The sequence below is a fragment of the Proteus sp. G2669 genome (assembly GCF_009915245.1).
Taxonomy (GTDB): domain Bacteria; phylum Pseudomonadota; class Gammaproteobacteria; order Enterobacterales; family Enterobacteriaceae; genus Proteus.
This window is the reverse complement of the sequence record NZ_JAABLX010000052.1, coordinates 47,625-73,553: the sequence shown is the minus strand read 5'-3', so window position 1 is coordinate 73,553 and position 25,929 is coordinate 47,625. Positions and strand designations below refer to the sequence as shown.

General features: G+C 38.8%; 27 protein-coding genes. 13 read left to right on the top strand and 14 right to left on the bottom strand.

Annotated elements, in window-relative coordinates; all coding sequences use genetic code 11:
* Positions 1-113: 113 nt before the first annotated feature.
* Positions 114-1,064: a siderophore ABC transporter substrate-binding protein gene (locus GWI68_RS16720; protein WP_166541002.1), complete on the top strand. Its 951-nt coding sequence runs from the start codon at positions 114-116 to the stop codon at positions 1,062-1,064.
* 98 nt (positions 1,065-1,162) lie between these two features.
* Here GWI68_RS16720 and hemW read toward each other — a convergent pair whose 3' ends face one another.
* From hemW to GWI68_RS16695, 5 genes are read right to left on the bottom strand one after another with little or no spacing between them, the layout of a single operon-like run.
* Complete coding sequence (hemW, locus tag GWI68_RS16715; RefSeq protein WP_109409431.1) at positions 1,163-2,293, bottom strand: radical SAM family heme chaperone HemW; 1,131 nt, start codon at positions 2,291-2,293, stop codon at positions 1,163-1,165.
* Positions 2,286-2,879, bottom strand: coding sequence for an RdgB/HAM1 family non-canonical purine NTP pyrophosphatase (rdgB, locus tag GWI68_RS16710; protein ID WP_166541001.1), 594 nt, complete (start codon positions 2,877-2,879; stop codon positions 2,286-2,288). The genes hemW and rdgB overlap by 8 nt, the downstream gene beginning before the upstream one ends.
* Before the next feature lie 11 nt (positions 2,880-2,890).
* Positions 2,891-3,448 carry a YggT family protein gene (locus GWI68_RS16705; RefSeq protein ID WP_023581020.1) on the bottom strand — a complete coding sequence of 186 codons (558 nt, stop codon included), beginning with the start codon at positions 3,446-3,448 and terminating at the stop codon, positions 2,891-2,893.
* An 18-nt stretch (positions 3,449-3,466) separates the two neighbouring features.
* Positions 3,467-4,285 (bottom strand): pyrroline-5-carboxylate reductase, encoded by an 819-nt coding sequence (gene proC, locus GWI68_RS16700; protein WP_166541000.1) that lies wholly within the window; start codon positions 4,283-4,285, stop codon positions 3,467-3,469.
* Positions 4,286-4,299: 14 nt separating this feature from the next.
* Positions 4,300-4,998 (bottom strand): YggS family pyridoxal phosphate-dependent enzyme, encoded by a 699-nt coding sequence (locus GWI68_RS16695; RefSeq protein ID WP_166540999.1) that lies wholly within the window; start codon positions 4,996-4,998, stop codon positions 4,300-4,302.
* A gap of 21 nt (positions 4,999-5,019) precedes the next feature.
* Here GWI68_RS16695 and GWI68_RS16690 point away from each other — a divergent pair, with 21 nt between their 5' ends.
* A complete protein-coding gene (locus tag GWI68_RS16690) occupies positions 5,020-6,024 on the top strand; it encodes a PilT/PilU family type 4a pilus ATPase (RefSeq protein WP_166540998.1) in 1,005 nt (334 codons plus the stop codon).
* A 52-nt stretch (positions 6,025-6,076) separates the two neighbouring features.
* Here the strand turns inward: GWI68_RS16690 and ruvX are convergent, their stop codons facing one another.
* The 4 genes from ruvX to rsmE form a co-directional block, all read right to left on the bottom strand.
* On the bottom strand, positions 6,077-6,496 hold the full coding sequence (gene ruvX, locus GWI68_RS16685; RefSeq protein WP_109409436.1) for a Holliday junction resolvase RuvX: 420 nt from the start codon (positions 6,494-6,496) through the stop codon (positions 6,077-6,079).
* Entirely contained in the window at positions 6,496-7,059 is a 564-nt protein-coding gene (locus GWI68_RS16680; protein WP_023581015.1) for a YqgE/AlgH family protein, read from the bottom strand. The genes ruvX and GWI68_RS16680 overlap by 1 nt, the downstream gene beginning before the upstream one ends.
* A 138-nt stretch (positions 7,060-7,197) precedes the next feature.
* Positions 7,198-8,154 (bottom strand): glutathione synthase, encoded by a 957-nt coding sequence (gshB, locus tag GWI68_RS16675; RefSeq protein WP_072071100.1) that lies wholly within the window; start codon positions 8,152-8,154, stop codon positions 7,198-7,200.
* A gap of 10 nt (positions 8,155-8,164) precedes the next feature.
* Positions 8,165-8,896, bottom strand: coding sequence for a 16S rRNA (uracil(1498)-N(3))-methyltransferase (gene rsmE, locus GWI68_RS16670; RefSeq protein WP_166540997.1), 732 nt, complete (start codon positions 8,894-8,896; stop codon positions 8,165-8,167).
* Between the two features lie 456 nt (positions 8,897-9,352).
* On the opposite strand from rsmE, the gene GWI68_RS16665 reads away from it, so the two are divergent.
* Positions 9,353-9,778: an A24 family peptidase gene (locus GWI68_RS16665; RefSeq protein WP_166540996.1), complete on the top strand. Its 426-nt coding sequence runs from the start codon at positions 9,353-9,355 to the stop codon at positions 9,776-9,778.
* 107 nt (positions 9,779-9,885) lie between these two features.
* On the opposite strand, the gene GWI68_RS16660 is transcribed toward GWI68_RS16665, so the two are convergent.
* Positions 9,886-10,554, bottom strand: a complete 669-nt coding sequence (locus GWI68_RS16660) for a DsbA family protein (protein WP_166540995.1) — start codon at positions 10,552-10,554, stop codon at positions 9,886-9,888.
* On the bottom strand, positions 10,542-11,414 hold the full coding sequence (locus tag GWI68_RS16655) for an MBL fold metallo-hydrolase (protein ID WP_109409441.1): 873 nt from the start codon (positions 11,412-11,414) through the stop codon (positions 10,542-10,544). The genes GWI68_RS16660 and GWI68_RS16655 overlap by 13 nt, the downstream gene beginning before the upstream one ends.
* A gap of 105 nt (positions 11,415-11,519) precedes the next feature.
* Between GWI68_RS16655 and GWI68_RS16650 the strand changes: the two genes are divergently transcribed.
* The gene (locus GWI68_RS16650; protein WP_166540994.1) at positions 11,520-12,440 is read left to right on the top strand and encodes a LysR family transcriptional regulator; all 921 of its coding nucleotides are present in this window, start codon (positions 11,520-11,522) and stop codon (positions 12,438-12,440) included.
* On the opposite strand, the gene GWI68_RS16645 is transcribed toward GWI68_RS16650, so the two are convergent.
* A complete protein-coding gene (locus GWI68_RS16645) occupies positions 12,417-13,343 on the bottom strand; it encodes a LysR family transcriptional regulator (protein ID WP_166540993.1) in 927 nt (308 codons plus the stop codon). The genes GWI68_RS16650 and GWI68_RS16645 overlap by 24 nt on opposite strands.
* Positions 13,344-13,455: 112 nt before the next feature.
* Here GWI68_RS16645 and lysA point away from each other — a divergent pair, with 112 nt between their 5' ends.
* Positions 13,456-14,697 carry a diaminopimelate decarboxylase gene (lysA, locus tag GWI68_RS16640; protein WP_166540992.1) on the top strand — a complete coding sequence of 414 codons (1,242 nt, stop codon included), beginning with the start codon at positions 13,456-13,458 and terminating at the stop codon, positions 14,695-14,697.
* Between the two features lie 110 nt (positions 14,698-14,807).
* Here the strand turns inward: lysA and fadE are convergent, their stop codons facing one another.
* A complete protein-coding gene (gene fadE / locus GWI68_RS16635) occupies positions 14,808-17,255 on the bottom strand; it encodes an acyl-CoA dehydrogenase FadE (RefSeq protein WP_166540991.1) in 2,448 nt (815 codons plus the stop codon).
* Positions 17,256-17,493: 238 nt separating this feature from the next.
* Here fadE and lpcA point away from each other — a divergent pair, with 238 nt between their 5' ends.
* Complete coding sequence (gene lpcA, locus GWI68_RS16630) at positions 17,494-18,072, top strand: D-sedoheptulose 7-phosphate isomerase (protein WP_072070905.1); 579 nt, start codon at positions 17,494-17,496, stop codon at positions 18,070-18,072.
* A 50-nt stretch (positions 18,073-18,122) separates the two neighbouring features.
* Entirely contained in the window at positions 18,123-18,890 is a 768-nt protein-coding gene (locus tag GWI68_RS16625; protein ID WP_166540990.1) for a class II glutamine amidotransferase, read from the top strand.
* Here the strand turns inward: GWI68_RS16625 and GWI68_RS16620 are convergent.
* Positions 18,861-19,622: a murein L,D-transpeptidase family protein gene (locus GWI68_RS16620; RefSeq protein WP_109409447.1), complete on the bottom strand. Its 762-nt coding sequence runs from the start codon at positions 19,620-19,622 to the stop codon at positions 18,861-18,863. The two genes, GWI68_RS16625 and GWI68_RS16620, sit on opposite strands and share 30 nt — an antisense overlap.
* A 415-nt stretch (positions 19,623-20,037) precedes the next feature.
* Between GWI68_RS16620 and GWI68_RS16615 the strand changes: the two genes are divergently transcribed.
* Genes GWI68_RS16615 through nqrF form a run of 6 tightly spaced genes read left to right on the top strand, consistent with a single transcriptional unit; the run spans position 20,038 to position 25,868 of the window.
* Positions 20,038-21,378, top strand: coding sequence for a Na(+)-translocating NADH-quinone reductase subunit A (locus tag GWI68_RS16615; protein WP_166540989.1), 1,341 nt, complete (start codon positions 20,038-20,040; stop codon positions 21,376-21,378).
* A 3-nt stretch (positions 21,379-21,381) separates the two neighbouring features.
* The gene (locus GWI68_RS16610) at positions 21,382-22,620 is read left to right on the top strand and encodes an NADH:ubiquinone reductase (Na(+)-transporting) subunit B (protein ID WP_109409449.1); all 1,239 of its coding nucleotides are present in this window, start codon (positions 21,382-21,384) and stop codon (positions 22,618-22,620) included.
* Complete coding sequence (locus GWI68_RS16605; RefSeq protein WP_166540988.1) at positions 22,613-23,401, top strand: Na(+)-translocating NADH-quinone reductase subunit C; 789 nt, start codon at positions 22,613-22,615, stop codon at positions 23,399-23,401. The genes GWI68_RS16610 and GWI68_RS16605 overlap by 8 nt, the downstream gene beginning before the upstream one ends.
* A complete protein-coding gene (locus GWI68_RS16600) occupies positions 23,394-24,023 on the top strand; it encodes an NADH:ubiquinone reductase (Na(+)-transporting) subunit D (protein WP_072070899.1) in 630 nt (209 codons plus the stop codon). Before GWI68_RS16605 ends, GWI68_RS16600 begins: the two co-directional genes overlap by 8 nt.
* Positions 24,024-24,028: 5 nt before the next feature.
* Positions 24,029-24,625: an NADH:ubiquinone reductase (Na(+)-transporting) subunit E gene (gene nqrE / locus GWI68_RS16595; RefSeq protein WP_006534792.1), complete on the top strand. Its 597-nt coding sequence runs from the start codon at positions 24,029-24,031 to the stop codon at positions 24,623-24,625.
* A gap of 16 nt (positions 24,626-24,641) precedes the next feature.
* The gene (gene nqrF, locus GWI68_RS16590) at positions 24,642-25,868 is read left to right on the top strand and encodes an NADH:ubiquinone reductase (Na(+)-transporting) subunit F (protein ID WP_166540987.1); all 1,227 of its coding nucleotides are present in this window, start codon (positions 24,642-24,644) and stop codon (positions 25,866-25,868) included.
* Positions 25,869-25,929: the final 61 nt, after the last annotated feature.

Genomic DNA, 25,929 nt, shown 5'->3' with positions numbered 1-25,929 from the left:
TGAGCTCACAACAATTGAAAATAATAATGAAAATCATTCCTATTCAATTGACTTGTGAGATGAGCTGTTTACAATGCCCTGTTTGAGTATTCCACTTAAACAGGGCAAAGTTAATGAAGAAGATCCTTCCTTTAGTTATCGCATCTATCCTTTCTGTAACGAGTTTCTCTGCGTTAAGCAAAACGCCAACTGAATATCAACCTAACAAAGTTATTAGTCAGCAGAATGACAAGATGGTGATTAAACATCTGTTGGGTGAAACAACCGTCTCTAAGGATCCATCAAAAGTGGTTCTTTTTGATTTTGGTCTCTATGATTCTTTAGTTCAGTTAGGTTTAGCCGATAAAGTGGTTGGGTTACCGTTAGGTAATGCTCCTGCTTATATTAAAGGTAGTATTGCAAGTAACGTTGCTAATGTCGGTGGCATGAAAGCGCCTGATTTAGAAAAACTAGCTGAAATTAAACCTGATTTAATCATTATTACGGGGCGCCAAGGCGCATCTTATGAAGCCTTAGCGAAAATTGCACCTACTGTTAATTTAGGTACTAATAGCACTAATTATCTCAACTCAGTTGAGTCTAATATCAAATTATTAGGTGAGCTATTTGATAAACAGCAAGCGACTCAAGAACAAATTGCTAAATTAAATGCCGTTATTGAGCAAGCTCAGAAAAAAGCCACTGGATCTGATAAAAAAGTATTAGTGTTGATGCATAACGCCGGCAATTTAATGCCTAATAATCAAAGTGTTGTTTATGATGTTGTTAAAGCAAAAAGGGCCGAATTACCACCTGTTGCAGAGGAAGATAAAGGTAAACGTCGCGTAGTTACATCAGAAATGATCGCAAAAGCTAATCCAGATGTTATTTTTATTGTGGATCGTAGCGAAGCGATTGGCGCGGGCAAATTAGAACAAACTGCATTTGAAGATGACGCTATAAAAACAACTTCAGCCTATAAAAATGGCGGTATTGTTTATCTGCAGGCTGATCTTTGGTATCTCTCTGGTGGTGGTTTAGATAGCTTAACTAAACAAATTGAAGCAGTAGAGAATGCGCTTTAATTGATTAATCTTTAAGGTTTGTTATTAAAGAGAAATGCCCAACTGAGAATAACAGTATGGGCATTTTTTTAAGCTAGCTATTTGTGAAATCAGCAATATTAAAGAAATAGTTCAAGCAATGAGTTGAGGAACAGTTTGCCATGAGGTGTAATTTGCCAGTGAGTGTCTGTTTCACTTATATAACCTAAAGCCAAAGCTTCGTCTATTTGATGGCGAATAACTTCTTCAGAAAGCCCCGTATAATCGCTGAAATCTTGTCTTGGAAATGCTTCTAATAGACGAAAACGGTTCATAAAAAATTCAAATGGACGATCATCATTATCAACAAAATGTTGCTGGTCGAGATAACGGCCTTCCATAAAACCTTTAGGGTGCTTGGTTTTTACTGTTCGCATGATGCGACCATCTTCAAAGCTTATTTTCCCATGAGCACCACAACCAATACCTAAATAATCGCCAAAACGCCAATAGTTTAAGTTGTGCTCGCATTGAAAGCCTGGTTTGCAATATGCTGATGTTTCATATTGTTGATAGCCTGCGGCTGTCAATAATTTATCGCCTTCTGAGAAAATATCCCACAACATATCGTCGTCAGGTAATTTAGGCGGACGGGAACCAAATTGTGTGTTGGGTTCAATGGTTAATTGATACCAAGACAAATGTGGTGGGGATAATTCTATTGCTTGCTGTAAATCCGAAAGCGCTTGAGATAATGATTGGTCTGGTAATCCATGCATTAAATCTAAATTAAAGCTACGTAAGCCTAATTCTTTGGCTAAACGAGCTGCATTTTTAGCTTCATCTGCATCATGAATGCGCCCTAAGCGAATAAGTTTATCATTACCAAAACTTTGCACACCAATAGAAATACGATTTACGCCAGCACGTTGGAATCCGGCAAAGCGCTCAGCTTCTACGGTTCCCGGATTCGCTTCCATGGTAATTTCTGCATTCGGGCTAACAGCTAGGCGTTCTTTAACGCCATAAAGCAAATCAGCCATTGATTCAGCACTTAATAAACTCGGTGTTCCACCACCAATAAATATCGTTTGAACTTCACGAGAACCAACATGAATAAGATCAGCATCTAAATCATTGAGTAAATGTTGCACATATTCTTGATGCGGTACTTCACCTTTTAGTGTGTGTGAATTGAAATCACAATAAGGGCATTTTTGTACGCACCAAGGAATATGAATGTATAGACTTAATGGGGGCAACTTAAGCATTCTTAAGGGCATCCAACATTAATTTAAGTGCTTTACCACGATGCGAATGCTGATTTTTTTGCTCTTTAGTTAATTGCGCTGCAGTGCAATTTAACTCTGGAACAAAGAAAATAGGATCGTAGCCAAATCCACCTTCACCGTGCATTTCTTTACTTAATACACCGTGCCAAATACCGTGGAAAATCAGCGGAGTTGGATCGTTCTCATGGCGCATATAAACTAATACACAATTAAATTGTGCTTGGCGTTTTTCAGCAGGTATTTCTTTTATTGCATCAAGCAATTTATCCAGATTTTGCTGATCGCTTGCATCCACACCCGCATAGCGCGCTGAGTAAATTCCCGGAGCACCGCCTAATGCATCAACCGAAATACCTGAGTCATCGGCAATTGCAGGTAAACCAGTCACTTTTGCTGCATGACGCGCTTTAATCAGTGCATTTTCAACAAAAGTTAGGCCCGTTTCTTCAACAGAATCAACACAAAGCTCTGTTTGAGCAACAATATCTAAACCAAAATCAGAAAGCAAAGAGGCTAGCTCTTTGACCTTTCCCGGATTTCCTGTTGCGAGAACTACTTTTTGCATGAGTGTTATCCTTAGTAAAGCGTTACGCTAAGTAGCCATTGTAAAACATCTACACGCAGATAATTCAGGGCGTAAAGCACAAGAATAACAATCATTGCAGAGAAATCTAAACCACCCATTGCCGGAATGACACGACGAATAGGAGCCATTAAAGGTTCTGTTAATTGAAATAAAAGATGATCAATTGGATTGCGACCTTGGCTTACCCAACTAAGGATTGCGCGGATAATGATCAACCAGAAAATCATCTTACCTGCTGCTGTGAGCAGTTCAATAAAGGCAAATGGGAACATTAAAGAGAAAGGAATAGATGTTCCTGATAAGTAAGATGGAATAATAATACCAAGCAGAATTAATATATAGGCTAATAAGACTGAAGCGGTATCAATAGGGCCAATAGAAGGGATAACACTTCTTAATGGGCGAACAATTGGCTGTGTGATCTTGACGATAAATTGTGAAAAAGGATTATAAAAATCAGCTCTGACACATTGCATCCAGACACGTAGTAGAAGTACGGATGTGTAGAGTTGAAGAAGAGTCAGAATGACGAAATTTAAAAAATTCATTAGTTGGCCCTGATGAAATTAAAATAGTTTTTCCATTTCTTGCGCGCGTTTAATCGCAGCTTGCATGGCAGAAGCGACGTTTTCAGGTAATTTACCTTCATAAAACTGCATAAGTGCAGCCGCTGTCGTTCCACCTTTTGATGTTACCTGCTCGCGTAAAGTTGAGAAAGGTAGCATATGTTGTTTTTCAGCTAAGGCTGTAGAACCACTTGCTGCTTGTTGCACTATGGCTCTTGCTACATCAGGTGAAAAACCTAAACGTTCAGCTTCTTGTTGCATTGATTCCATAAACAAGAAGAAATAAGCAGGTGCACTACCAGCAACGGCGATAATATCATTGATGGCAGATTCTTGCTCTACCCAAACGGTTGTTCCGACACTTTTCATTAATTCATCGGCAAACTGTTTATCTTGAGATGAAAGTGAATTGTGCGCAAACATACCACTTAAGCCTTTACCTACCAGTGCAGGAGTATTTGGCATAATACGAACGAGTTGTAATTGAGTTGCGAAATAGTCGTTATATCGTGTAGCAGGAATGCCTGCTGCGATAGTGAGGACTAACTTTTTACTCATATCAATATTTTGTAAGGGCTTACAAACTTCTTCCATCATTTGAGGTTTTACAGCCAGTATAATGACATCCGCTTTTTTCACTGCGTTAATATTGTCATTAGTGCTATGAATACCAAACTCTTTCTCTAAAGGTTCTCTGCGAATGGCGGAAGGTGAGCTGACGGTTATTTTATTTGCTGGATATCCACCTTGAATCAATCCTGCAATGATAGCTTGAGCCATATTTCCAGCGCCAATAAATGCGATGTTACGATGTTCCATATAAACCTCTATTTTTACTTAGTCGCGTAATCTCTTGCGCCAAAAATTGCTGTACCAATACGAACGAGTGTTGAGCCACAAGCAATAGCCGCTTCCATATCACTCGTCATTCCCATAGATAATGTATCTATGTTGGGATATTGAGATTGTAATTGTTTAAATGCGAGATGCATTTTCTCTAACACTTCAACTTGTTTGTCATAATTGCTTTCAGGTGCAGGGATCGCCATTAATCCGCGTAATTTAATGCCTGAAAGAATAGAAATTTGTGCTGCTAGCCCATCAAGTTCAGTCAGATTAATACCTGACTTACTGTTTTCATCGCTAATATTGATTTGAATAAGGACATTTAATGGTGGCAATGAGTCAGGACGTTGGTCACTTAATCTTTGAGCGATTTTTAATCTATCAATGGTATGGCACCAATCAAAATTTTCAGCAACAAGGCGCGTTTTATTTGACTGTAGAGGACCGATAAAGTGCCAAATTAAAGCGTGGTTATCAGCAAAATAATGGATTTTATCAACACCTTCTTGGACATAGTTTTCACCAAATTCAGTTTGTCCACACGCGATTGCTTTTTCGATATCGCTCGCAGGTTTTGTTTTACTTACTGCAAGTAGTGTTATTTCTTCTGAAGAACGGCCGCATTTCTGCGCTGCTGTGTCAATGTGAGACCTGACATTGACGAGATTCTGTTTAATAGTATTCATGGCAACTCAGGAGATAATAAGATGAAAATGGAAAATTTAATTGCGTATAGTGTAAAGCATAACGCCTCTGATCTGCATCTTTGTTGTGGCGATGTACCACGATTACGGATCAATGGAATACTTTATCAACAAAATCAATGTAAACCTATCACTTCCGATAGTCTACTTGCGTGGTTCAGGCCTTTTTTGAATGATGCCCAAAAGCAAACTTTTGAGAATGAAGGGCAGATTGATACAGCACTTACGTTGCCTTGTGGGCAACGGCTTCGTATTAATTTGTTTCGCCAACAAAAAGGTGTTTCAGCAGTATTAAGAATAATTGAAACACAAATCCCTTCTTTAGATAAACTTCGAGTACCCAAGTCAGTTTCAACATTATTAGATAACTATTCTCATGGGCTTATTTTAGTTACTGGAGCTACAGGCAGTGGCAAGTCATCGACATTAGCAGCGATGATCAATCATTTAAATCAATATCAACGTCAGCATATTTTGACATTAGAAGATCCAATCGAATTTATACATAGCAATAAACAAAGTGTTGTTCAGCAACGAGAGGTTGGACGCGATGTGCAAAATAGTGCAAGTGCAATAAAGGGTGCTTTACGTCAAGATCCAGACGTTATTATGCTAGGGGAGTTAAGAGATGCACAAAGCATTAAGTTAGCATTAACCGCAGCCGAAACAGGGCATTTAGTTCTAGCTACTTTGCATACTCAAGGCGCAACACAAACACTTGAACGTGTTACTAACGTATTTGTAGGTAATGAGCGTCAATGGATTTCATCACAATTAGCATGCAGTTTGAGGGCGATAATTTCACAAGAGTTGGTACCTTCAACTGACGGTGGGCGGGTGGCATTATTTGAAATAATGCAGGTTACGCAGGGCATTTCGCATCTTATTAGAGAAGGGAAATATCACCAAGTAACAACATTGATGCAAACGGGTATTGAATATGGCATGCAAACCTTCATGTTAAGTCGCCAACAACGTCAACATGAAGGATTAATTCAACGAGATTAATTGATTAAGAGCGAGATTAATAAGAATAGTCGTTTTACATGACAGGTATTTGTTAGCATTGCTGTTCAAACCAGCTTTCAAGAATAATAACGGCAGATGTTGCATCCACACTGCCTTTATCTAATGAACGATAACCACCACGCTCAAAAAGGTGAGCTCGAGCCTCAACGGTACTAAGGCGTTCATCATGCAAGGCAATTTGTACACCAAATCGACCATGGAGGCGATTAGCAAACTTTTTAGCTTGTGTTGTGACTAATTGTTCCGTGCCATCCATATTAAGAGGTAAACCCACAATGACTAAATCAGGTTGCCATTCTTTTATGATTTTTTCGATCTGAGACCAATCAGGAATGCCGTCTTTGGCTTTAAATGAAGCTAAAGGTCTAGCAGTTCCTGTGACTTCTTGACCAATAGCTGCACCAATACTTTTAGTGCCAAAATCAAAGCCCATTACAGTTCTGTTTGACATTATGCGTGACCCGCTATAGGCGAAATAGTATGGATATTAATCCCAATTAATTCAGCAGCTTTATGCCAACGTTCAGCAATGGGGGTATCAAAAATAATTTGAGGCGATGCTTCAACTGTAAGCCAACTATTTTCTAAAATCTCTTTTTCTAATTGGCCTTGTTCCCAACTGGAATAACCTAAAGAGACCAATGTTTTTTCTGGTTGTCTTGCTGTGCCTAAGGTTTCTAATACATCTTTAGATGTTGTGATCATGGTGCTATCACTGATTTTTATGCTAGAGCTAAAACCCGACACCGGAGTATGTAAGATAAAACCATGTTCTTCTGCAACAGGGCCTCCTGACATCACAGGTTTTTGTAAGCTAATCGCTTCATCTCTGTCTGTTGAAAAAATTTCCAGTTGATCTAATACGCCTTCCACTGAGATATCTTCGATAGGTTTATTAATAATTAAGCCCATCGCACCGTTTTCATTATGTTCGCAAACATAGACGACCGAACGCTCAAATAACGGATCGCTCAATGAAGGCATAGCAATAAGAAAATGGTTAAGTAAATTCATAATAGTAATACTGTTCCCTGATCATTTTTAGTAAAAAACCTAGCCCTTTTATACATTGTATTTCTTAATGTACACCACTTATTTATATGTAGGGGCTAGGTTCAGACTTTTAAACCCTTTAGCGAGAGTGATTAAAAGTTAGTTTTTCTTGTTTAGGCGTACTTCAATTGCATCCATTAGCATGCCTGTTACAGACACATCAGGATACGCTGCTTCAATTTCACGCGCACAAGTTGGGCTTGTGACGTTAATTTCAGTCAAGCGATCGCCAATAACATCTAAGCCTACAAAAATAAGGCCTTTTTGCTTGAGGATAGGTGCGACTTGACGTGCAATTGCCCAATCACTTTCTGTTAATGGACGAGCTTCACCGCGACCACCAGCCGCTAAATTGCCACGAGTTTCCCCTTTTGCAGGAATACGTGCTAAGCAATAAGGTACAGGTTCGCCGTCTACAACAAGAATGCGCTTATCACCATCAACAATTTCAGGTAAGAAGTTTTGCGCCATACAGAAACGATGACCATGGTCTGTGAGTGTTTCGATAATAACACCTACGTTAGGATCGTCTTTTTTCAAGCGGAAAATAGATGCGCCACCCATACCGTCTAATGGTTTGAAGATCACATCGCCATGTTTTTCATGAAAGGCACGTAAATGTTTAGCTTCACGGGTAACTAAGGTATCTGGTGTTAAAGTTGGGAACCATGCTGTAAAGAGTTTTTCGTTACAGTCACGCAAGCTTTGTGGCTTATTAACAATGAGTGTTCCCATATCTTCTGCGCGTTCTAAAATATAGGTTGCGTAGATGAACTCGGTATCAAAAGGCGGATCTTTACGCATTAAAATAGTATCAAGTTCACCTAAAGCAATATCCTGCTCTTGACCAAATTCAAACCATTTTTCTGGGTTTTCTTCTACGCTGAGTAAACGAGTATGAGCGCGTGCTTCACCTTGGTGTAGGTAAAGATCGTTCATTTCCATATAATGAATTTCCCAACCACGGCGCTGTGCTTCTAATAGCATGGCAAAGCTGGTGTCTTTTTTGATTTTGATGGATGAAATTGGATCCATCACAATACCTAATTTAATCATTACTTCTCCTTTATCCCAGATCGCCGAACCGAACCTGCAAAGCGGTGATTGCGGTGAGCGCTGTTGTTTCAGTTCTTAATACACGAGGACCTAATAAAATATCAGTAAAATGGTGCTCTGTTGTCATGGCAATTTCTTCGGGGGAAAGCCCACCTTCAGGGCCAATCAATAAGCGCACTTTTTTAACAGGTAAGGGTAAGGTATTAATACTTTGGTTTGCTCTAGGGTGTAAATTGAGTTTTAAACTATCATCATTTTGAGCACACCATTCTTCTAATGACATCACTGGCATCAATTGTGGAAGCGTATTTCTACCACACTGTTCACATGCCGAGATAATAATTTTTTGCCATTGTTGATGTTTTTTCTCTAAACGGCTTGGATCTAGTTTAACACCGCAGCGTTCTGAGATCAGTGGTGTAATTGTATTTACACCTAACTCTACTGATTTTTGAATAGTAAACTCCATTTTCTCACCTCTAGACAATACTTGCCCTAAATGGAGAGCGAGAGGGGATTCTTTATCATCAACAATGCCTTCATTTACTTGCACTGTGACTGATTTTTTTGTGCTTTCAATGATTTCAGCATCAAACACTTGGTTTGAACCATCAAACAATGCCAGTTTTTGTCCTGTAGACATTCTTAATACACGCCCAACATGATTAGATGCTTCGTCATCTAATGTTGTTTGTGTGCCTGTTGTGAGTGGTTCTGGATGATAAATGCGAGGAATACGCATAACGTGAAACCCTTACGTAAAAGATGGTTAACCGTGATAAATAAAATATGTGATATGCATCATACGCATGACATTATGGCATGCAAGTTATCACTTTGCTTTTGTCGTTATTATAGCGTGAATTTTCTTGCGAGTTTTGTCTCAAAATTTCATGTTTTTAGGGTGTTCATAAAAGAAATTCTCGGTGTTCGATTTATTCTCTTATACAGTTAGCTAATAGGAGTTTTGAAAAACAAAGGATTGATATTTATGAGTTTTATTGGTTTTCTCTTTAAACGTGATTTCTTGCTCTCTTTTCTTAGTTGTTTTTTCATGGCAATTAAAATTTGTACATTTTATTCATTATTATCTTTGTTACCTAAATCTCGGCGTTATCAGCTTATTTTTAGTTATTTTGTTATTTTTCTTTATTGGGTGACTGCAATTAATTCATTATATTTATTGATAATATTTTCAATGTTAACTTTTTATTTATTAACGCTTTCTGTTTTTGATGCTGACTATTTCTTGCTGCCTAATGATTTAACTTTTTGGTTGTTATTTTTAGGATTGTCAATAAATTACACTACATATGGACTGGCTCTTTTTCATCATGCTTTTTATGGTTTTTTAATGGGAACAGGGCTTTTTTATGGTGTTTATTTATGGGGATATTTTATTTATCAAAAATGTGTATTGGGTTTTGGTGATGTGAAATTGTTTGGTGCAATCGGCGCATGGTGTGGGTTTGAAAAATTACCTTATATTCTTTTAGGTGCTTCTTTGTTAGGGCTTTGTGTGTATTGCATAGTATTAATAACCACAAAAGAATATTTAAACAAAGTCGCATTTGGCTCTTGTTTATCTTTTTCGACACTAATGGTGCTTAGTTTCTATTTTTAGTTTATTGATAATTTTATATTTACAATATTTAAAATGGGTAATGTCTTGAATAATAAAGAAGGTAGTGTGCAGAAATACATAAGTAAATCAGCACACTGTAAAATCGATTATAGATTTTCTGTTATAAATTGTTGCCAACGTTTTGTATCACCTAAATATTTTTCAACTGGTATTAGGTGATAACCTTGTGCATCTTCAATAAATAGCGTCGGAAAACCACGACCATTAACTTGACTCATTAATTGCTGTGTTTGACTTAAATGTTGTTGAGTTTGTGCTTCATTAATTTCAGACAGTAAAAATGCAAACTGTTCAACATCAAAGCCTAGCTTTTTTACAATAAATAACAGTGTGTTTTTATCACTGATATTTAGGCCGTCAAGGTAATAGGCTTCTTGTAATGCTTTTAATAAATAAACGTCACGTTTTCCCATTATTTGAGCGACAAGAATAGCTGAAATAGGTAACAAAGAGTTTAGTACCATTTCTGTGTTACCAAGAGCGTCACGGTATGCATGACTAAAAACTTGACCTGATAACTGGCTAATACGTTCATCAATTGGTGTGACGTGTTCTTTCCATGATTGACCACCAGTTACGGCTCTTGCTGGTGTAAACAAACCACCACCATGTAACCTGATAGCATCAGGAAATATATTGCTCACTACTTCAATTAAGGGAGCAATGCCATAACACCAACCACAAAGAGGATCATAAACATAGTGCAATATTTTAGTACTTTGAGTATTACCTGTACTGCTTGTTACTGAGGCCATTGCATCTCTCCTTTAAGTACTTTTGCACTGAGCTCTAGGCTTGATTTATCTGCTAAATTCTGATGAGTTTTTTCCATCACTGCAATAAATTCATCTGAATTTTTTGTCTTTTCAAGATTTTTCTCAGCCTCAATTAGGTAATTCATCGTAAAGTCAACTGCTTGTAGACTATATGTTGCTTCAGGTAAATAGTGACCTGGAATAACGGTTTTTGGTGAGAGTGATTTTATTTGTTGCAATGCTTTAACCCAATGTTGGCGCTCTGCAACAGTTTGAGTATCTGCTAACCAGACATGAATATTTTCAGAAACTAAAACTCCCCCCATCACTGCATTCAGTTTTGGAACATAAAGATATGTTCTATCTGGAGATTGACTATCTAATCCTTTGATAGAAATAGTCTCTCCTTCAATAGAAAAACTATCGCCTGTTACCACTTCAGGAATGATGATTTTTTTAGGGGCATTTTCTTTAAGTACTGGCCCCCAGTAGGCAAGTTTTCCTGCTTGGGTTTCGTTGATAGCATTGATTGTGGGTGCAGTTGCAATCACTTTAGCATTTGGAAACGCATCAGTAATAACATCTAATCCAAAATAAAAATCAGGATCTGAATGGCTGATATAGATATAAGTCAGGTTTTTTCCAGAAGCTTTGATCTTATCAACTAAGGCTTGTGCATCATTTTTTTGAAATTGTGCATCAATTAAAACAGCATCTTTATCACCATAAATAATTTCAGAAGAAACAGGGAAAACACTCGCCTCTCCAGGATTATAGATATCTAATGTTAATTCAGTGGCTAGTGCTGACGTTGCGAAGAAGGCGGTTGTTGCAAGTGTTAAAGGAAGTAATTTTTTCATCTTTTGTTTTCTCCATAATGTTGTTGCTGACTATAATATGTTGCATAAAACAAGAGAAAAACCTCATTTCAGGCAATTAATTGTTGCGTAAATCGAGCAAATAAAATGGATAAAATAAAAGCATCAGAAGTTTTTGTGACCATTGTAAAGCAAGGTAGCATGATAAAAGCTGCTGATTATCTAGGTATGTCTAGAGCCATGGTAACTCGTTATTTAAATGAAATGGAGGAATGGGCGGGTGTTCGTTTATTACATAGAACGACACGTAAACAGAGCTTAACATCTGTTGGTGAGATGGTTTATGAACAGAGCTTACAATTATTAGAAATGGCAGAACGTATCCCCGCCAATATTCCTAAGGAGCGCCATCAAATTAGTGGGCTTGTTCGTATAACCAGTTCACAATCGTTAGCAAATAGCATTTTATCTGTTGCAATCTGTGAGTTTATGCAACGTTACCCTTTAATTGCCGTCGATTTACAAATTACTAATCAAACGGTGAATTTGGTGGAAGAGCGCATTGATATTGCTTTGCGTATTACTAATCATCTTGAGCCTAATTTAATTGCACGACCGCTGGCAACATGCCTTTCTGTAGTATGTGCTCACAAAGATTATTTAGTAAAAAAAGGAATACCGAAAACACCGGATGATCTCGCTCAACATCAGTGTTTAACTTATCGTTTTTTTGGGCGTAGTTTATGGGAGTTCAATTTAGAGGATAAACGTTATTCTGTGCCCGTTGGTGGTAATTTGAGTGCCAATGAATCCGTTGTTTTATTGCAAGCCACGTTAAAAGGAGCTGGGATATCATTACAGCCTTCTTATTCAGTAAAACCTTATCTTGAAAATGGAGAGTTAGAACACGTTTTAGCTGACTATCAAGCTCAACCTATGGGGATTTATGCTGTTTTAGCGAGTCGGCAAAATATGCCAGCAGCAGTACGTGTATTGCTCGATTTTCTTGTTGAATGGTTTTCATCCTCTCCGCATTGGCTTGGTTTATCGGGTAAAAGCGAGCTTTAAGCGTTCAGGGTAATCCGCTAATGTACTTTTCATTACATCAATAAAATAGGAAACCAGTTGTGATGATGGGCGATGAGATGGGCAAATTAAACTTATAGTAAAGGGGATTGTAAAGCTTAAAGGGCGAATACAAAGTGTTTTATTGAGGTAATCAAGAGCAGTAATAGGATTAACAATTGAAATACCGATATTTTCACTGACCATGGCGCAAATAGATGCAGCACTTTGTGTTTCCATGATTAATTGTCGCGTTATTCCTTCTTGAATAAAAACGGCATCAATGAGCTGTCGATAAGGATCATTAACAGATAAGCTGATAAAGCGCTCGTTCTGAAAATCAGACGGGTGTAACAATGCTTTTTGACACAATGGATGTGACTTAGGTAAAACGGCAACTTCATTGAGTGTTAACAGTGTTTCTTGTTGAGTTCCTGCTGGTGTTTGCGTGTGTTCTGTTAAGCCCAAATCATAATGTTGAGCAGATAGCCACTCTTCTAATAATGGTGATTCTTGAGGAACGATAGTTAAATTGACATCAGGATGTTGAGCAATAAATTGACGACAAATGGAAGGTAGCAATGATTGAGCAAATGCAGGTAAACAAGTGATATTTAGTTCAGCTTGTCGAAAATGACGAATACTTTCAGCAACATTAATGATCCTATCTAAACCATAATAAGAGCGTTGTACTTCTTCAAAAAAGCGTAATCCTTCTGCCGTGGGCTGAAGTCGGCCTTTTATCCTATCAAATAACTTAAATGATAATAGATGTTCAAGACGTGATAACTCTCGACTTACAGTAGGTTGCGAAGTTTTCAGTAATTCAGCCGCTTCAGTGAGATTTTGTGTCGTCATTACAGCATGAAATATCTCAATATGTCGCCAGTTAAAAGGAGCTTTCATTTATTATTCCTATATCAAAAATGAATAGAGTGTAGCTTATTTGATATTTTTATTCCTTTTCAAGTTAATTAATAATCATTTTATTCACCGGTGACTTTTATGAGTAAATATTATGACAACATCAATCACTATGGCTCAATATCAACTCGCACAAACGTATGGAACGCCATTATGGATTTATCAAGGCGATACAATTTCTGAACGTATTGCTCAACTAAAATCGTTTGATGTGGTCCGCTTTGCTCAAAAGGCTTGCTCAAACATTCATATCTTACGTTTAATGAAAGCGCAGGGTGTAAAAGTAGACTCGGTTTCATTAGGTGAAATCGAACGTGCTTTAGTGGCAGGCTATCAAGGTGGTAGAGAAAAAAGCGAGATTGTCTTTACTGCTGATTTATTGGATGAAAGAACTATTGAGCGTGTTATTGAGTTAGATATTCCTGTTAATGCAGGTTCTATTGATATGCTTCGTCAATTAGGTGAACGCAATCAAGGGCATGCTGTTTGGATAAGAGTTAACCCTGGATTTGGTCATGGGCATAGCCAAAAAACCAATACAGGGGGGGAAAATAGTAAACATGGTATTTGGTTCGATGATGTCCCTGAAGCATTATCTGTGATCCAACAATACAACCTAACTTTAGTTGGTTTTCATATGCATATTGGTTCTGGTGTTGATTATCAACATCTCGCTAGTGTATGTGATGCAATGGTTGAGCAAGTGCTTAGCTCTAAAGTTGATATTAATGCTATTTCAGCAGGTGGAGGATTATCAACGCCATATCAAGAAGGTGATGTAACAGTCGATTTAACCCACTACTTTTCGTTATGGGATAAAGCACGTCAACGTATTGCACAACATCTTGGTCATGATATTGAGCTTGAAATCGAGCCGGGGCGTTTCTTAGTGGCTGAGTCTGGTGTATTAGTTTCTCAAGTGAGGGCGGTTAAATCGATGGGAAGTCGTCACTATGTGCTGGTGGATGCCGGATTTAGTGATTTAATGCGTCCTGCGATGTATGGAAGTTACCATCAAATTTCAGTTTTAGATAATCATGGGCAAATAAAGCCAATGACAGAATTACAAGAAACTATTGTTGCAGGCCCGCTTTGTGAATCGGGAGATGTTTTTACTCAGCAGGAAGGTGGCACTGTTACCCCTCGTTTATTACCTCAAACTCAAGTGGGTGATTACATAATTATTCATGATACAGGGGCTTACGGCGCTTCAATGTCATCTAATTATAATAGTCGTCCTCTTATTCCAGAAGTATTAATAACAAAAGGGGCTTCTCGATTAATTCGACGCCGCCAAACCATAGAAGAATTATTAGCGTTGGAGTTGGATCTCTAATTAATCGTTTTTATTAGCCCACTTTGATTGAAATAAAAACACCTCATAACTAATTAAGTCATGAGGTGTTTTGTTTTATTGGGCGGATGATGTGCCCTTATATAAATAAACTAGGCTGCTTTGTCTGTTTTGGTATTACTCGTTTTAGGCTTTTTTGCGGGGACCGCCAGTGCATCAAAGTCAAACTCATCAACATTGATACTCCGTAAGCGACTTTGTTCAGCTTTACGTAAAATATCAGCCTCTTCTGGAGTCACTCGTTTATCCGCTAACGCTTTATCTGCTAACTTATCTAATTGAGTAAAACTGAATTTTTTCTCGTAGAGGCGACAAATACGGTCGAAAATAGGTTCTGCTGCCAAAATATCAAGCAACGCTTCTTCCATTAAACCATGTGGATTGTGTTCACAAGGTGTTAAGAATTGGCCTCTACCAATACGATCGCGAGTTTCAGATGGTTGTTGAATAATTTGAGCCACTTTACTGTCTAGTTTATCGGATGGCAGTTTTTGCGCTTTACCAAGAGGGAAAATAATAGCGCGCATAGTACCTGCAATCATTCGGCTCGGGAAATTACGTAACAGTTCATCAATTGCATTTTCAGCTTGGTATAGACACTCTTTCACACTCCAATGTACTAATGGTAAATCGGCAGTATGGCGCCCTTCATCTTCATAGCGTTTTAAGGCCGCAGAAGCGAGGAAGATATGGCTTAAAATATCACCCAAACGAGCAGAAATACGTTCACGACGTTTTAAACTTCCACCTAAAACACCCATTGAAACATCAGATAATAAAGCCATATTGGCACTAAGGCGGTTAATTTGCTGATAGTAACGACGTGTTTCATCATTGGTTGGTGATGTACTTAAACGGCCATTAGTGATACCTAACCAAATGCTTCGTAAGGTGTTACTTGCAACATGCCCAATATGGCCAAATAAGGCTCGGTCAAAATCATGTAGATTGCTATCACGTGCTGCGGCAATTTCATCTAACACATAAGGATGGCAACGAATAGCACCTTGACCATAAATGATCATACTACGTGTTAAAATATTGGCACCTTCAACTGTGATCGCAATAGGCGAACCTTGATAAGAACGGGCAACAAAGTTTGAAGTTCCAAGGCAGATCCCTTTACCACCAACAATATCCATTGCATCAATAACGCCACGTTGTGCTCTATGAGTACAATGGTATTTGACGATAGCAGATAAAACGGCAGGTTTTTCCCCTAACATAATACCCGTGGTAATTAAGGTTGCGGCAGCATCTAAAAGATAAGCATTACCAGCCAGACGTGCTAATGGCTCTTCGATACCTTCCATTTTACCAATAGGAATTTTGAACTGACGGCGTACACGAGAATAAGCGCCGGTTGCCATCGCTACACTTTTTAATCCACCGGTAGAGTTTGAAGGTAGAGTAATGCCACGACCAACAGAAAGGCACTCCACCAGCATTCTCCAGCCTTGCCCTGCCATTTTTGGCCCACCAATAATGTAATCAATAGGAACAAAAACATCTTTACCGCGAGTAGGCCCATTCATAAACGGAACGTTTAATGGGAAATGGCGATGGCCAATTTCAACGCCTTTTACATCGGTGGGAATTAATGCACAGGTAATACCAGGATTTTCATCGTTACTTAAAAGATGTTCAGGATCACGCAATTTAAACGCTAGTCCTAATACGGTTGCGATAGGTGCAAGGGTGATATAGCGTTTATTCCAATTTAAGCGAATACCTAATATTTGCTCTCCTTGCCATTCTCCCATGCAAACGACACCACTGTCTGGGATCGCACCTGCATCAGAGCCAGCTTCAGGACTGGTTAAAGCAAAGCAAGGGATTTCATCTCCCTTGGCTAAACCAGGCAAATAGCGTTTTTTCTGCTCATCGGTACCATAATGCTGAAGAAGTTCACCTGGGCCTAAAGAGTTAGGTACGCCAACAGTGATAGCTAAAATACCAGATACCCCAGCCAGTTTTTGCAATACACGGGATTGTGCATAGGCAGAAAACTCTAATCCGCCGTACTCCTTTTTAATGATCATCGCAAAGAAGCGATTATCTTTTAGGTACTGCCAGATTTCAGGTGGTAAGTCAGCCAACTCATGAGTGATTTCAAAATCATTTGTCATACGACAAACTTCTTCTACTGGGCCATCAAGGAACGCTTGCTCTTCAGCGGTGAGTTGTGGTTTTGGATAATTATGCAATTGCTTCCAATCAGGAGCACCACGGAAAAGCTCACCTTCCCACCATGTTGTACCTGCATCAATGGCTTCTTGTTCTGTTTTAGACATAGAAGGCATGACTTTTTGAAATGCTTTAAGTGCAGGAGCTGAAATATAGGCTTTACGAATAGACGGAAGTGTAAAGGGTAATAAAACCAATGCAACGGGGAGGAGTAGCCAGTAACTCCAAATATTAGCTAGACCCATTACAAAAGTGTAAGCAATGAGAACAAGGCTACTTACCGCAATACCAAATTTGCGATAACTAAGTATGCCTATAAGAATAATGAAAAGTGCAATACTGAGTAGTGTCATAATAAACTCCTGTATTTAGCAAGAGATCAGAGGTCAGACCTGTTGTTTGTTATTTAGATCTAATCTAGTCACCAACTTTTATCAATATATTTACATTCTAATTACAATATAGCTCACAAATTATTCGTAAATGAGAGAAGTTAGCATTTGTCGGTAATGAGTATCTTCTTTCATGACATTGGATCCGTTACACTGAGAAACAGAAAATTTCGATTACCCTTTCTGGAGTAAAAATCCTATGTACCAAGATCTTATCCGTGGTGAGTTAACAGAAGCAGCAGATACCCTTTCTCGCTTTCTTCAAGATGATGCAAACATTGAAGCTATTCAAAAAGCAGCTGTATTATTAGCAGATTCTTTTAAAGCTGGTGGCAAAGTATTATCTTGTGGTAATGGTGGTTCTCATTGTGACGCAATGCATTTTGCTGAAGAGCTGACAGGGCGTTACCGTGAAAATCGTCCTGGTTATCCTGCCATTGCGATTTCTGATGTAAGCCATATTTCATGTGTGAGTAATGATTTTGGCTATGAATATGTATTTTCACGTTATGTTGAAGCTGTAGGTAGAGAAGGTGATGTTCTGCTGGGTATCTCAACTTCAGGTAACTCAGGCAATATTATTAAAGCGATTAGTGCTGCGCGTGAAAAAGGCATGAAAGTCATTACGCTAACAGGCAAAGACGGTGGCAAAATGGATGGTACAGCGGATATTGAAATTCGCGTTCCTCATTTTGGTTATGCTGATCGCATTCAAGAGATCCATATCAAAGTTATCCATATTCTGATCCAATTAATTGAAAAAGAAATGGAAAAGTAAGTCGTTATTGCTATAAATCAGCAATAAACATCGACAAGAAGGAGTGAGCGATGTGTGAATTATTAGGCATGAGTGCAAATGTACCGACAGATATTAATTTTAGTCTAAGTGGGTTAATTCCAAGAGGGGGCAAAACAGGGCCTCATAAAGATGGTTGGGGAATTACCTTTTATGAAGGACTAGGGTGTCGCACATTTAAAGATCCTCAAGCCAGTGCTATTTCACCTGTCGCTCGCTTTGTTCAAGAGTATCCGATTAAATCTGAGGCTGTCATTGCTCATATTCGTCAGGCGAATCGAGGAAATGTCTCTTTAGAGAACACACATCCTTTTACCCGTGAATTATGGGGTAAAAATTGGACTTATGCACATAATGGTCAATTAAAAGGCTATCAATCTCTTGAAACAGGGCGCTTTAGAGCCATCGGTCAAACAGACAGTGAAAAAGCATTTTGCTGGATCTTAAATCAACTTGAAGAGCGTTATAAACGAACACCTGCTAATTGGCTGGCTGTGTTTCGCTTTATTTCTACTTTAGCCTCTCAATTAAGGCAAAAAGGGGTTTTTAATATGCTGTTATCTGATGGGCGATTTGTTATGGCGTATTGTTCAACAAATTTACATTGGATCACGCGAAAAGCGCCTTTTGGAAAAGCAAAACTACTTGATCAAGATGTAGAAATTGATTTTCAGCAACATACACAATCAGATGATGTTGTTTCTGTTATTTCAACATTACCACTTACTGGAAATGAGTCTTGGCAGCGTATTCCTGTGGGGGAGTTTGTGTTATTTGATCGTGGTGTGCGTATCCTGTAGCCATTTGCTTTCACTATTTTGTGATAAATTAAGGGTGGGTTGATTTGGTACAATTGAGGTGTTATTAACCAGATAGCGTCCATCCTTAACAGTAACAGAAGGGATCTGTTTGCGCTCTTCGACATATTGATAGGCGGGCATAAGTTGTTGCCAGAAATCGATGTCCGTTGAATAGTGATGTTTCTTCATATTTTCGTTAGTCATTTTAAATGGGAAAATATGAATGTTGATCACTGATTGTCCATTTTTCAGGGCTAGTTCAGCATACTGATAAATTTCATCCATAACTGAATCTGTCATTGCATAACAACCAACCGATTTACACGCTCCATGGATCATTAAAAAATCCCCGGTGTATCCTTTTGATTTGTCGTATTGATTAGGAAATCCTAGATTGATAGCTCGGTAAAATCGACTATTCGGGTTTAATTGTGAAAAATTAACCTGATAAAAGCCTTCTGGACTTTTTAAATCACCTTGAAATTTTTTAGGGCCTAACCCACCAGAATAGCTACAAATAGGGTAAGTACGTACTTTTTCTAATTGCCCATCTAATTTTTCTGTATAAAGTTCAAGTAAGCTTTCTTCTTTGAAAATCTGAATATAGATAGGCCGTCCTGTGCTTTTTTTAACAGGTTCCATTAGAAATTTTGAACTGTTTTCAGCGTTAACTAATAAAGAAGTTAACATTAATGTTAAAAAACTGATTAGTTGTTTTGCGTGACTGGTCATGGTTTTATCAGAAAAATAGCTTAAAATTTGTTGATAAAGTAGATCGTAGATTGCTATGAAGCAATAAATTTGTAAATTAAAATCTGAGATGGTTTCTTTTCTATTACAAAATATTCTGTGTGAAATTTAAGCGATCGTCGAGAAAGATGATATTTTAATTCGGTTTATACGAGTTGTTAACGTTTCAGTCAAAATAATATTCCCATTTGCTTGAGCTAAATCACTCGAATAGTCAGACAGGTTTAGGCTGAGATGATAAAATTCAGGTCGGCAGAATAAGAGAAAATAGTAACAATTATCGGAGATAAATAACTTAAGGTTCAAAAACACCTTAAGATGTTTTTATTACAGAGTCGCTACATTTTCGGGGTGAATTTGTAGCTTAGGGTTTAACTGATAAACTTGTGCAAATCTTATGATTAAAATTAAAAAAGGACTCGACCTCCCAATTGCAGGAGCGCCTGCCCAAGTGATAGAAGACGGACCCGCGATTCGACGCGTAGCACTGCTAGGTGAAGAATATGTCGGTATGCGTCCTTCTATGATGGTTTCGGAAGGTGAGCATGTAAAAAAAGGGCAAATTCTTTTTGAAGATAAAAAGAATGCCGGTGTTGTTTTCACCAGCCCAGCTTGTGGTAAAGTCGTTGAAATTAACCGCGGTGAACGCCGTGTGTTCCAATCTATAGTGATAGAAATTGATGGCAACGAAGAAATCACCTTCAACCGCTATGATAGCGCTACGTTGTCAGATTTAACCCGTGAACAGGTTGAAAGCAACCTTGTTAAATCGGGCATGTGGACTGCGTTAAGGACTCGTCCTTACAGTTGTACTCCACATTTAGGTACAACACCTGTTGCCATTTTTGTTTCTGCAATGGATACCAATCCACTTGCAGCCGATCCTATGGTTATTATTGAGCAAAATGAGAAGGCATTTAATGATGGCCTTGTTATTTTAACCCGATTAACTGAAGGAAAGGTCTATGTTTGTCATGGCGAAAAATCGCCTGCAAAATTGAATGACGGACAAATTAGTTATAACCAATTTTCTGGACCTCATCCAGCAGGGTTGGTAGGCACTCACATTCATTTCTTAGAACCTGTCAGTGCTAAGAAAATGGTTTGGCATTTAAATTACCAAGATGTGATTGCTATTGGTTACTTGTTTACAACAGGTTCTTTATACACTGAACGTGTTGTTGCATTAGCTGGCCCTCAAGTAAAAGCACCGCGTTTAGTGCGTACTCGTTTAGGGGCTGATCTCTATGAGTTAACCAAAGATCAATTAGTTGATGATGAAAACCGCATTATTTCTGGCTCTGTACTATGGGGATGGAAATCTGATGAGGCTCATCACTATTTAGGTCGTTTCCATAATCAAGTTTCTGTATTACGAGAAGGTCGTGATAAAGAGTTATTTGGTTGGGGTATGCCGGGTAGCGATAAATTTTCTATCACACGTACAACTATCGGTCACTTCCTAAAAAATAAACGCTTTGCTTTTACAACCTCAATGAATGGTGGCGAACGTTCAATGGTACCAATTGGTAACTATGAGCGTGTTATGCCGTTAGACATTATGGCAACGCATTTATTACGTGATTTAGTTGTAGGTGATACAGACAGTTCACAAGCATTAGGTTGTTTGGAATTGGATGAAGAAGATTTGGGATTATGTACTTATGTTTGTCCAAGCAAATATGAGTATGGCCCAGCACTGCGCCAAGTATTGACCAAAATTGAGCAGGAAGGGTAACTCATGGGTTTGAAAAATTTATTTGAAAAAGTAGAGCACCATTTTGAGCCCGGTGGCAAACTAGCAAAATGGTACGTACTTTATGAAGCTGTGACCACGGTATTTTATACACCGGGCACAGTGACGCGTAATGGTGGTCATGTTCGTGACACTATTGACCTAAAACGTATGATGATCTTAGTTTGGTTAGCCGTTTTCCCAGCAATGTTTTGGGGGATGTATAACGTCGGTCATCAAGCGATCCCTGCACTTAATCAGTTATACAGTGGTGCTGAATTACAGCAAATCATTGCTTCAGATTGGCATTATCGCCTTGCTGAATTCCTCGGCGCATCATTAACTACAGATGCTGGATGGGCAAGTAAGATGCTACTTGGTGCAACTTACTTTTTACCTATTTATCTTGTGGTTTTTGCGGTTGGTGGATTTTGGGAAGTTCTTTTTGCCTTTATTCGTGGCCATGAAATTAACGAAGGCTTCTTTGTTACATCAATCTTATTTGCCTTGATTGTACCGCCAACATTACCACTTTGGCAGGCTGCATTAGGTATTACGTTTGGTGTTGTTATCGCAAAAGAAATCTTTGGTGGTACAGGGCGTAACTTCTTAAACCCAGCATTAGCAGGTCGTGCATTCCTGTTTTTTGCTTATCCGGCTCAAATTTCAGGTGATCTGGTTTGGACTGCGGCTGACGGCTTTTCTGGTGCAACACCATTGTCACAATGGTCTGTATCGGGTGAAAGTGCATTATTAAATACCGTCACTCAACAACCTATCTCTTGGATGGATGCTTTTCTTGGATATATTCCAGGGTCTATCGGTGAAGTTTCAACGCTGATGATTTTAATCGGTGGTGCTGTCATTCTTTTTGCTCGCATTGCTTCATGGCGTATTGTTGCTGGGGTAATGGTGGGCATGATTGCAATGTCATACCTGTTTAATTTTATCGGTTCAGACACCAATCCTCTCTTCTCAATGCCTTGGCACTGGCACTTAGTATTAGGTGGTTTTGCTTTCGGTATGATGTTTATGGCAACAGATCCAGTATCCGCATCGTTTACTGATAAAGGTAAATGGGCTTACGGTATTTTGATTGGCGTAATGGCTGTGCTTATTCGTGTCGTCAATCCGGCTTACCCAGAAGGTATGATGCTGGCAATCTTATTCGCAAACTTATTTGCACCACTGTTCGATTACGTGGTTGTTCAGGCGAATATTAAGCGGAGAATAGCTCGTGGCTAAAGAGAAAAACAAAGATAGCGTCGCAAGAACGTTCCTCGTTGTATTTATTCTATGTCTAGTGTGTTCCGTGGTAGTAGCTGGAGCGGCTGTTGGACTGAAGTCTAAACAAGAAGAACAAAAGCTTCTTGATAAACAACGTAATATTCTTGATGTTGCGGGTCTGCTCGTACCTAAAATGAGTGCGACAGATGTACTGAAAGTATACAACACTCGTATTAAAGCAAAAATTGTTAATTTCCAGACAGGTGAACTGACTGATAGCAAAGGCAATTTTGATTTAAACGCTGCATTACGTAGTGATGATACTTCAATTGCATTATCACCAGCAGACGATGCAGCTAAAATTCGCCGACGTGCAAATACTGCAGAAGTGTATTTTGTGCTTGATGAACAAGGCAAAACTACAGAAGTCGTTCTACCTGTTTATGGTTCTGGCTTATGGTCTGTGATGTATGCGTTTATTGCGGTTGATATTGATGGCGTAACCTCCAAAGGTATTACTTATTATGCTCATGGTGAAACACCAGGCTTAGGTGGTGAGGTTGACAATCCTCAGTGGAAAGCACAATGGAAAGGTAAGCGTCTAATCAATGAAGAAGGCGTACCTGCTATCAAGATTGTGCGTAGTGGTGCTGCTTCTGGCAATCCTTATGGCATTGATGGACTTTCTGGTGCGACACTGACCTCAAATGGCATCCAGCATATGTTCGACTTCTGGTTAGGTGAAAAAGGTTTCGGCCCATTCCTGAAAAAAGTACGTGAAGGAGAAATCAATGGCTGATACAAAAGAAATTAAACGCGTTTTACTTGGGCCATTGTTAGATAACAATCCTATTGCTTTACAGGTATTGGGTGTGTGTTCTGCACTGGCTGTAACAACAAAACTTGAAACTGCATTCGTGATGACAATTGCCGTAACACTGGTTACTGCATTCTCAAGTTTCTTTATTTCACTAATTCGTAATTACATACCAAGTAGCGTTCGTATTATTGTTCAAATGGCGATTATTGCTTCATTAGTTATCGTTGTTGACCAAATTTTGCAAGCTTATGCGTATGAAATCTCTAAGCAACTTTCTGTTTTCGTTGGCCTTATCATTACTAACTGTATTGTTATGGGGCGAGCAGAAGCCTATGCAATGAAATCACCACCGATTGAAAGTTTTATGGATGGTATTGGTAATGGCTTAGGGTATGGCGCTATCTTGATCCTTGTCGGATTTTTACGTGAACTTTTCGGTTCTGGTAAATTATTTGGCATTACCGTGATGGAATCTATCCAGAATGGTGGCTGGTATCAGCCTAACGGTTTATTCCTGTTAGCACCAAGTGCATTCTTTATCATTGGCTTGCTAATTTGGGGATTACGTACATTAAAACCTGCACAGGTTGAAGAGGACTAATCGCCATGGAACATTATATAAGCCTGTTTGTTCGTGCTGTTTTTATTGAGAATATGGCGCTCGCGTTCTTCTTAGGGATGTGTACATTCCTCGCTGTATCTAAAAACGTAAAAACGGCATTTGGATTAGGTATCGCTGTTACCGTTGTTCTAGGTCTTTCTGTGCCATTGAATAACTTGGTTTACAACTATGTGTTACGTGATAATGCGTTAATGGAAGGTGTCGATTTAAGTTTCTTAAACTTTATCACTTTCATTGGCGTGATAGCGGCACTGGTACAAATCCTAGAGATGATTTTAGACCGTTATTTCCCTGCGCTGTATAACGCATTAGGGATCTTCTTGCCTCTTATTACCGTTAACTGCGCCATTTTCGGTGGTGTGTCATTTATGGCACAACGTGACTATAACTTTAGTGAGTCTATTGTTTATGGTTTCGGCTCTGGAATTGGTTGGATGTTAGCCATCGTATTGTTGGCTTCTATCCGTGAGAAAATGAAGTACGCGGATGTACCGGCAGGTATGAAAGGATTAGGCGTTACTTTTGTCACCACAGGGTTGATGGCATTAGGTTTCATGTCCTTCTCTGGTGTTCAGCTATAAAGGGTGAGAAGAACTCATGGATATAATTATTCTAGGTGTCGTGATGTTTACCCTGATTGTATTGGTATTAACAGCGTTGATTTTGTTCGCAAAATCAAAACTGGTCAATACAGGGGATATTTCAGTTGAGGTCAATGGAGACCCAGACAAAAGCTTTAATGCACCAGCAGGTGATAAATTACTAAACGTATTATCAAACGAAGGTATTTTTATTTCATCGGCTTGTGGTGGCGGTGGCTCTTGTGGTCAGTGTCGCGTTAAAGTGCTAGAGGGTGGCGGTGATATTCTGCCAACAGAACTTTCGCATATTAACAAGCGTGAAGCTAAAGAGGGTTGTCGTTTAGCCTGTCAGGTCAACGTAAAAAACAACCTGAAATTAGAATTACCAGAAGAAATCTTTGGTGTTAAAAAATGGGAATGTGAAGTTATCTCAAACGATAACAAAGCAACTTTCATTAAAGAATTAGTATTAAAAATTCCTGAAGGTGAAGTTGTACCTTTCCGTGCTGGTGGATTTATTCAGATCGAATGCCCACCTCATACCGTGCGTTATGAAGATTTTGATGTGCCTGAAGAGTATCGTGAAGACTGGGATAAATTTAACTTATTCCGCTACGTTTCTGATGTAAAAGAAACCACAGTACGTGCTTACTCAATGGCAAACTATCCTGAAGAGCATGGCATCATCATGTTAAACGTGCGTATTGCAACACCACCACCACGTAATCCTGATGTGCCACCAGGCATAATGTCATCGTACATTTGGTCATTAAAATCAGGTGATAAAGTGACAATTTCAGGGCCATTTGGTGAATTCTTCGCTAAAGAAACTGATGCAGAGATGATCTTCATTGGTGGTGGTGCAGGTATGGCACCAATGCGCTCACATATTTTTGATCAGTTAAAACGCTTACATTCTAAACGTAAAATCAGCTTCTGGTATGGTGCTCGTTCTGTGCGTGAAATGTTCTACACTGAAGACTTCGATATGCTTGCAAAAGAAAACGAAAACTTCACATGGAATGTCGCACTTTCAGACGCCTTACCTGAAGATAACTGGACAGGATATACAGGATTTATTCACAATGTGTTGTTTGAGAATTACCTCAAAAATCATCCAGCACCAGAAGATTGTGAATTCTATATGTGTGGACCGCCAGTAATGAACGCAGCTGTTATTAAAATGCTCAAAGACTTAGGCGTTGAAGATGAAAACATTATGCTGGATGACTTTGGCGGTTGATCCTAACCTCCCATTAAGCATAAATGAATGAAATGACAAGCGCCCACTTATGTGGGCGCTC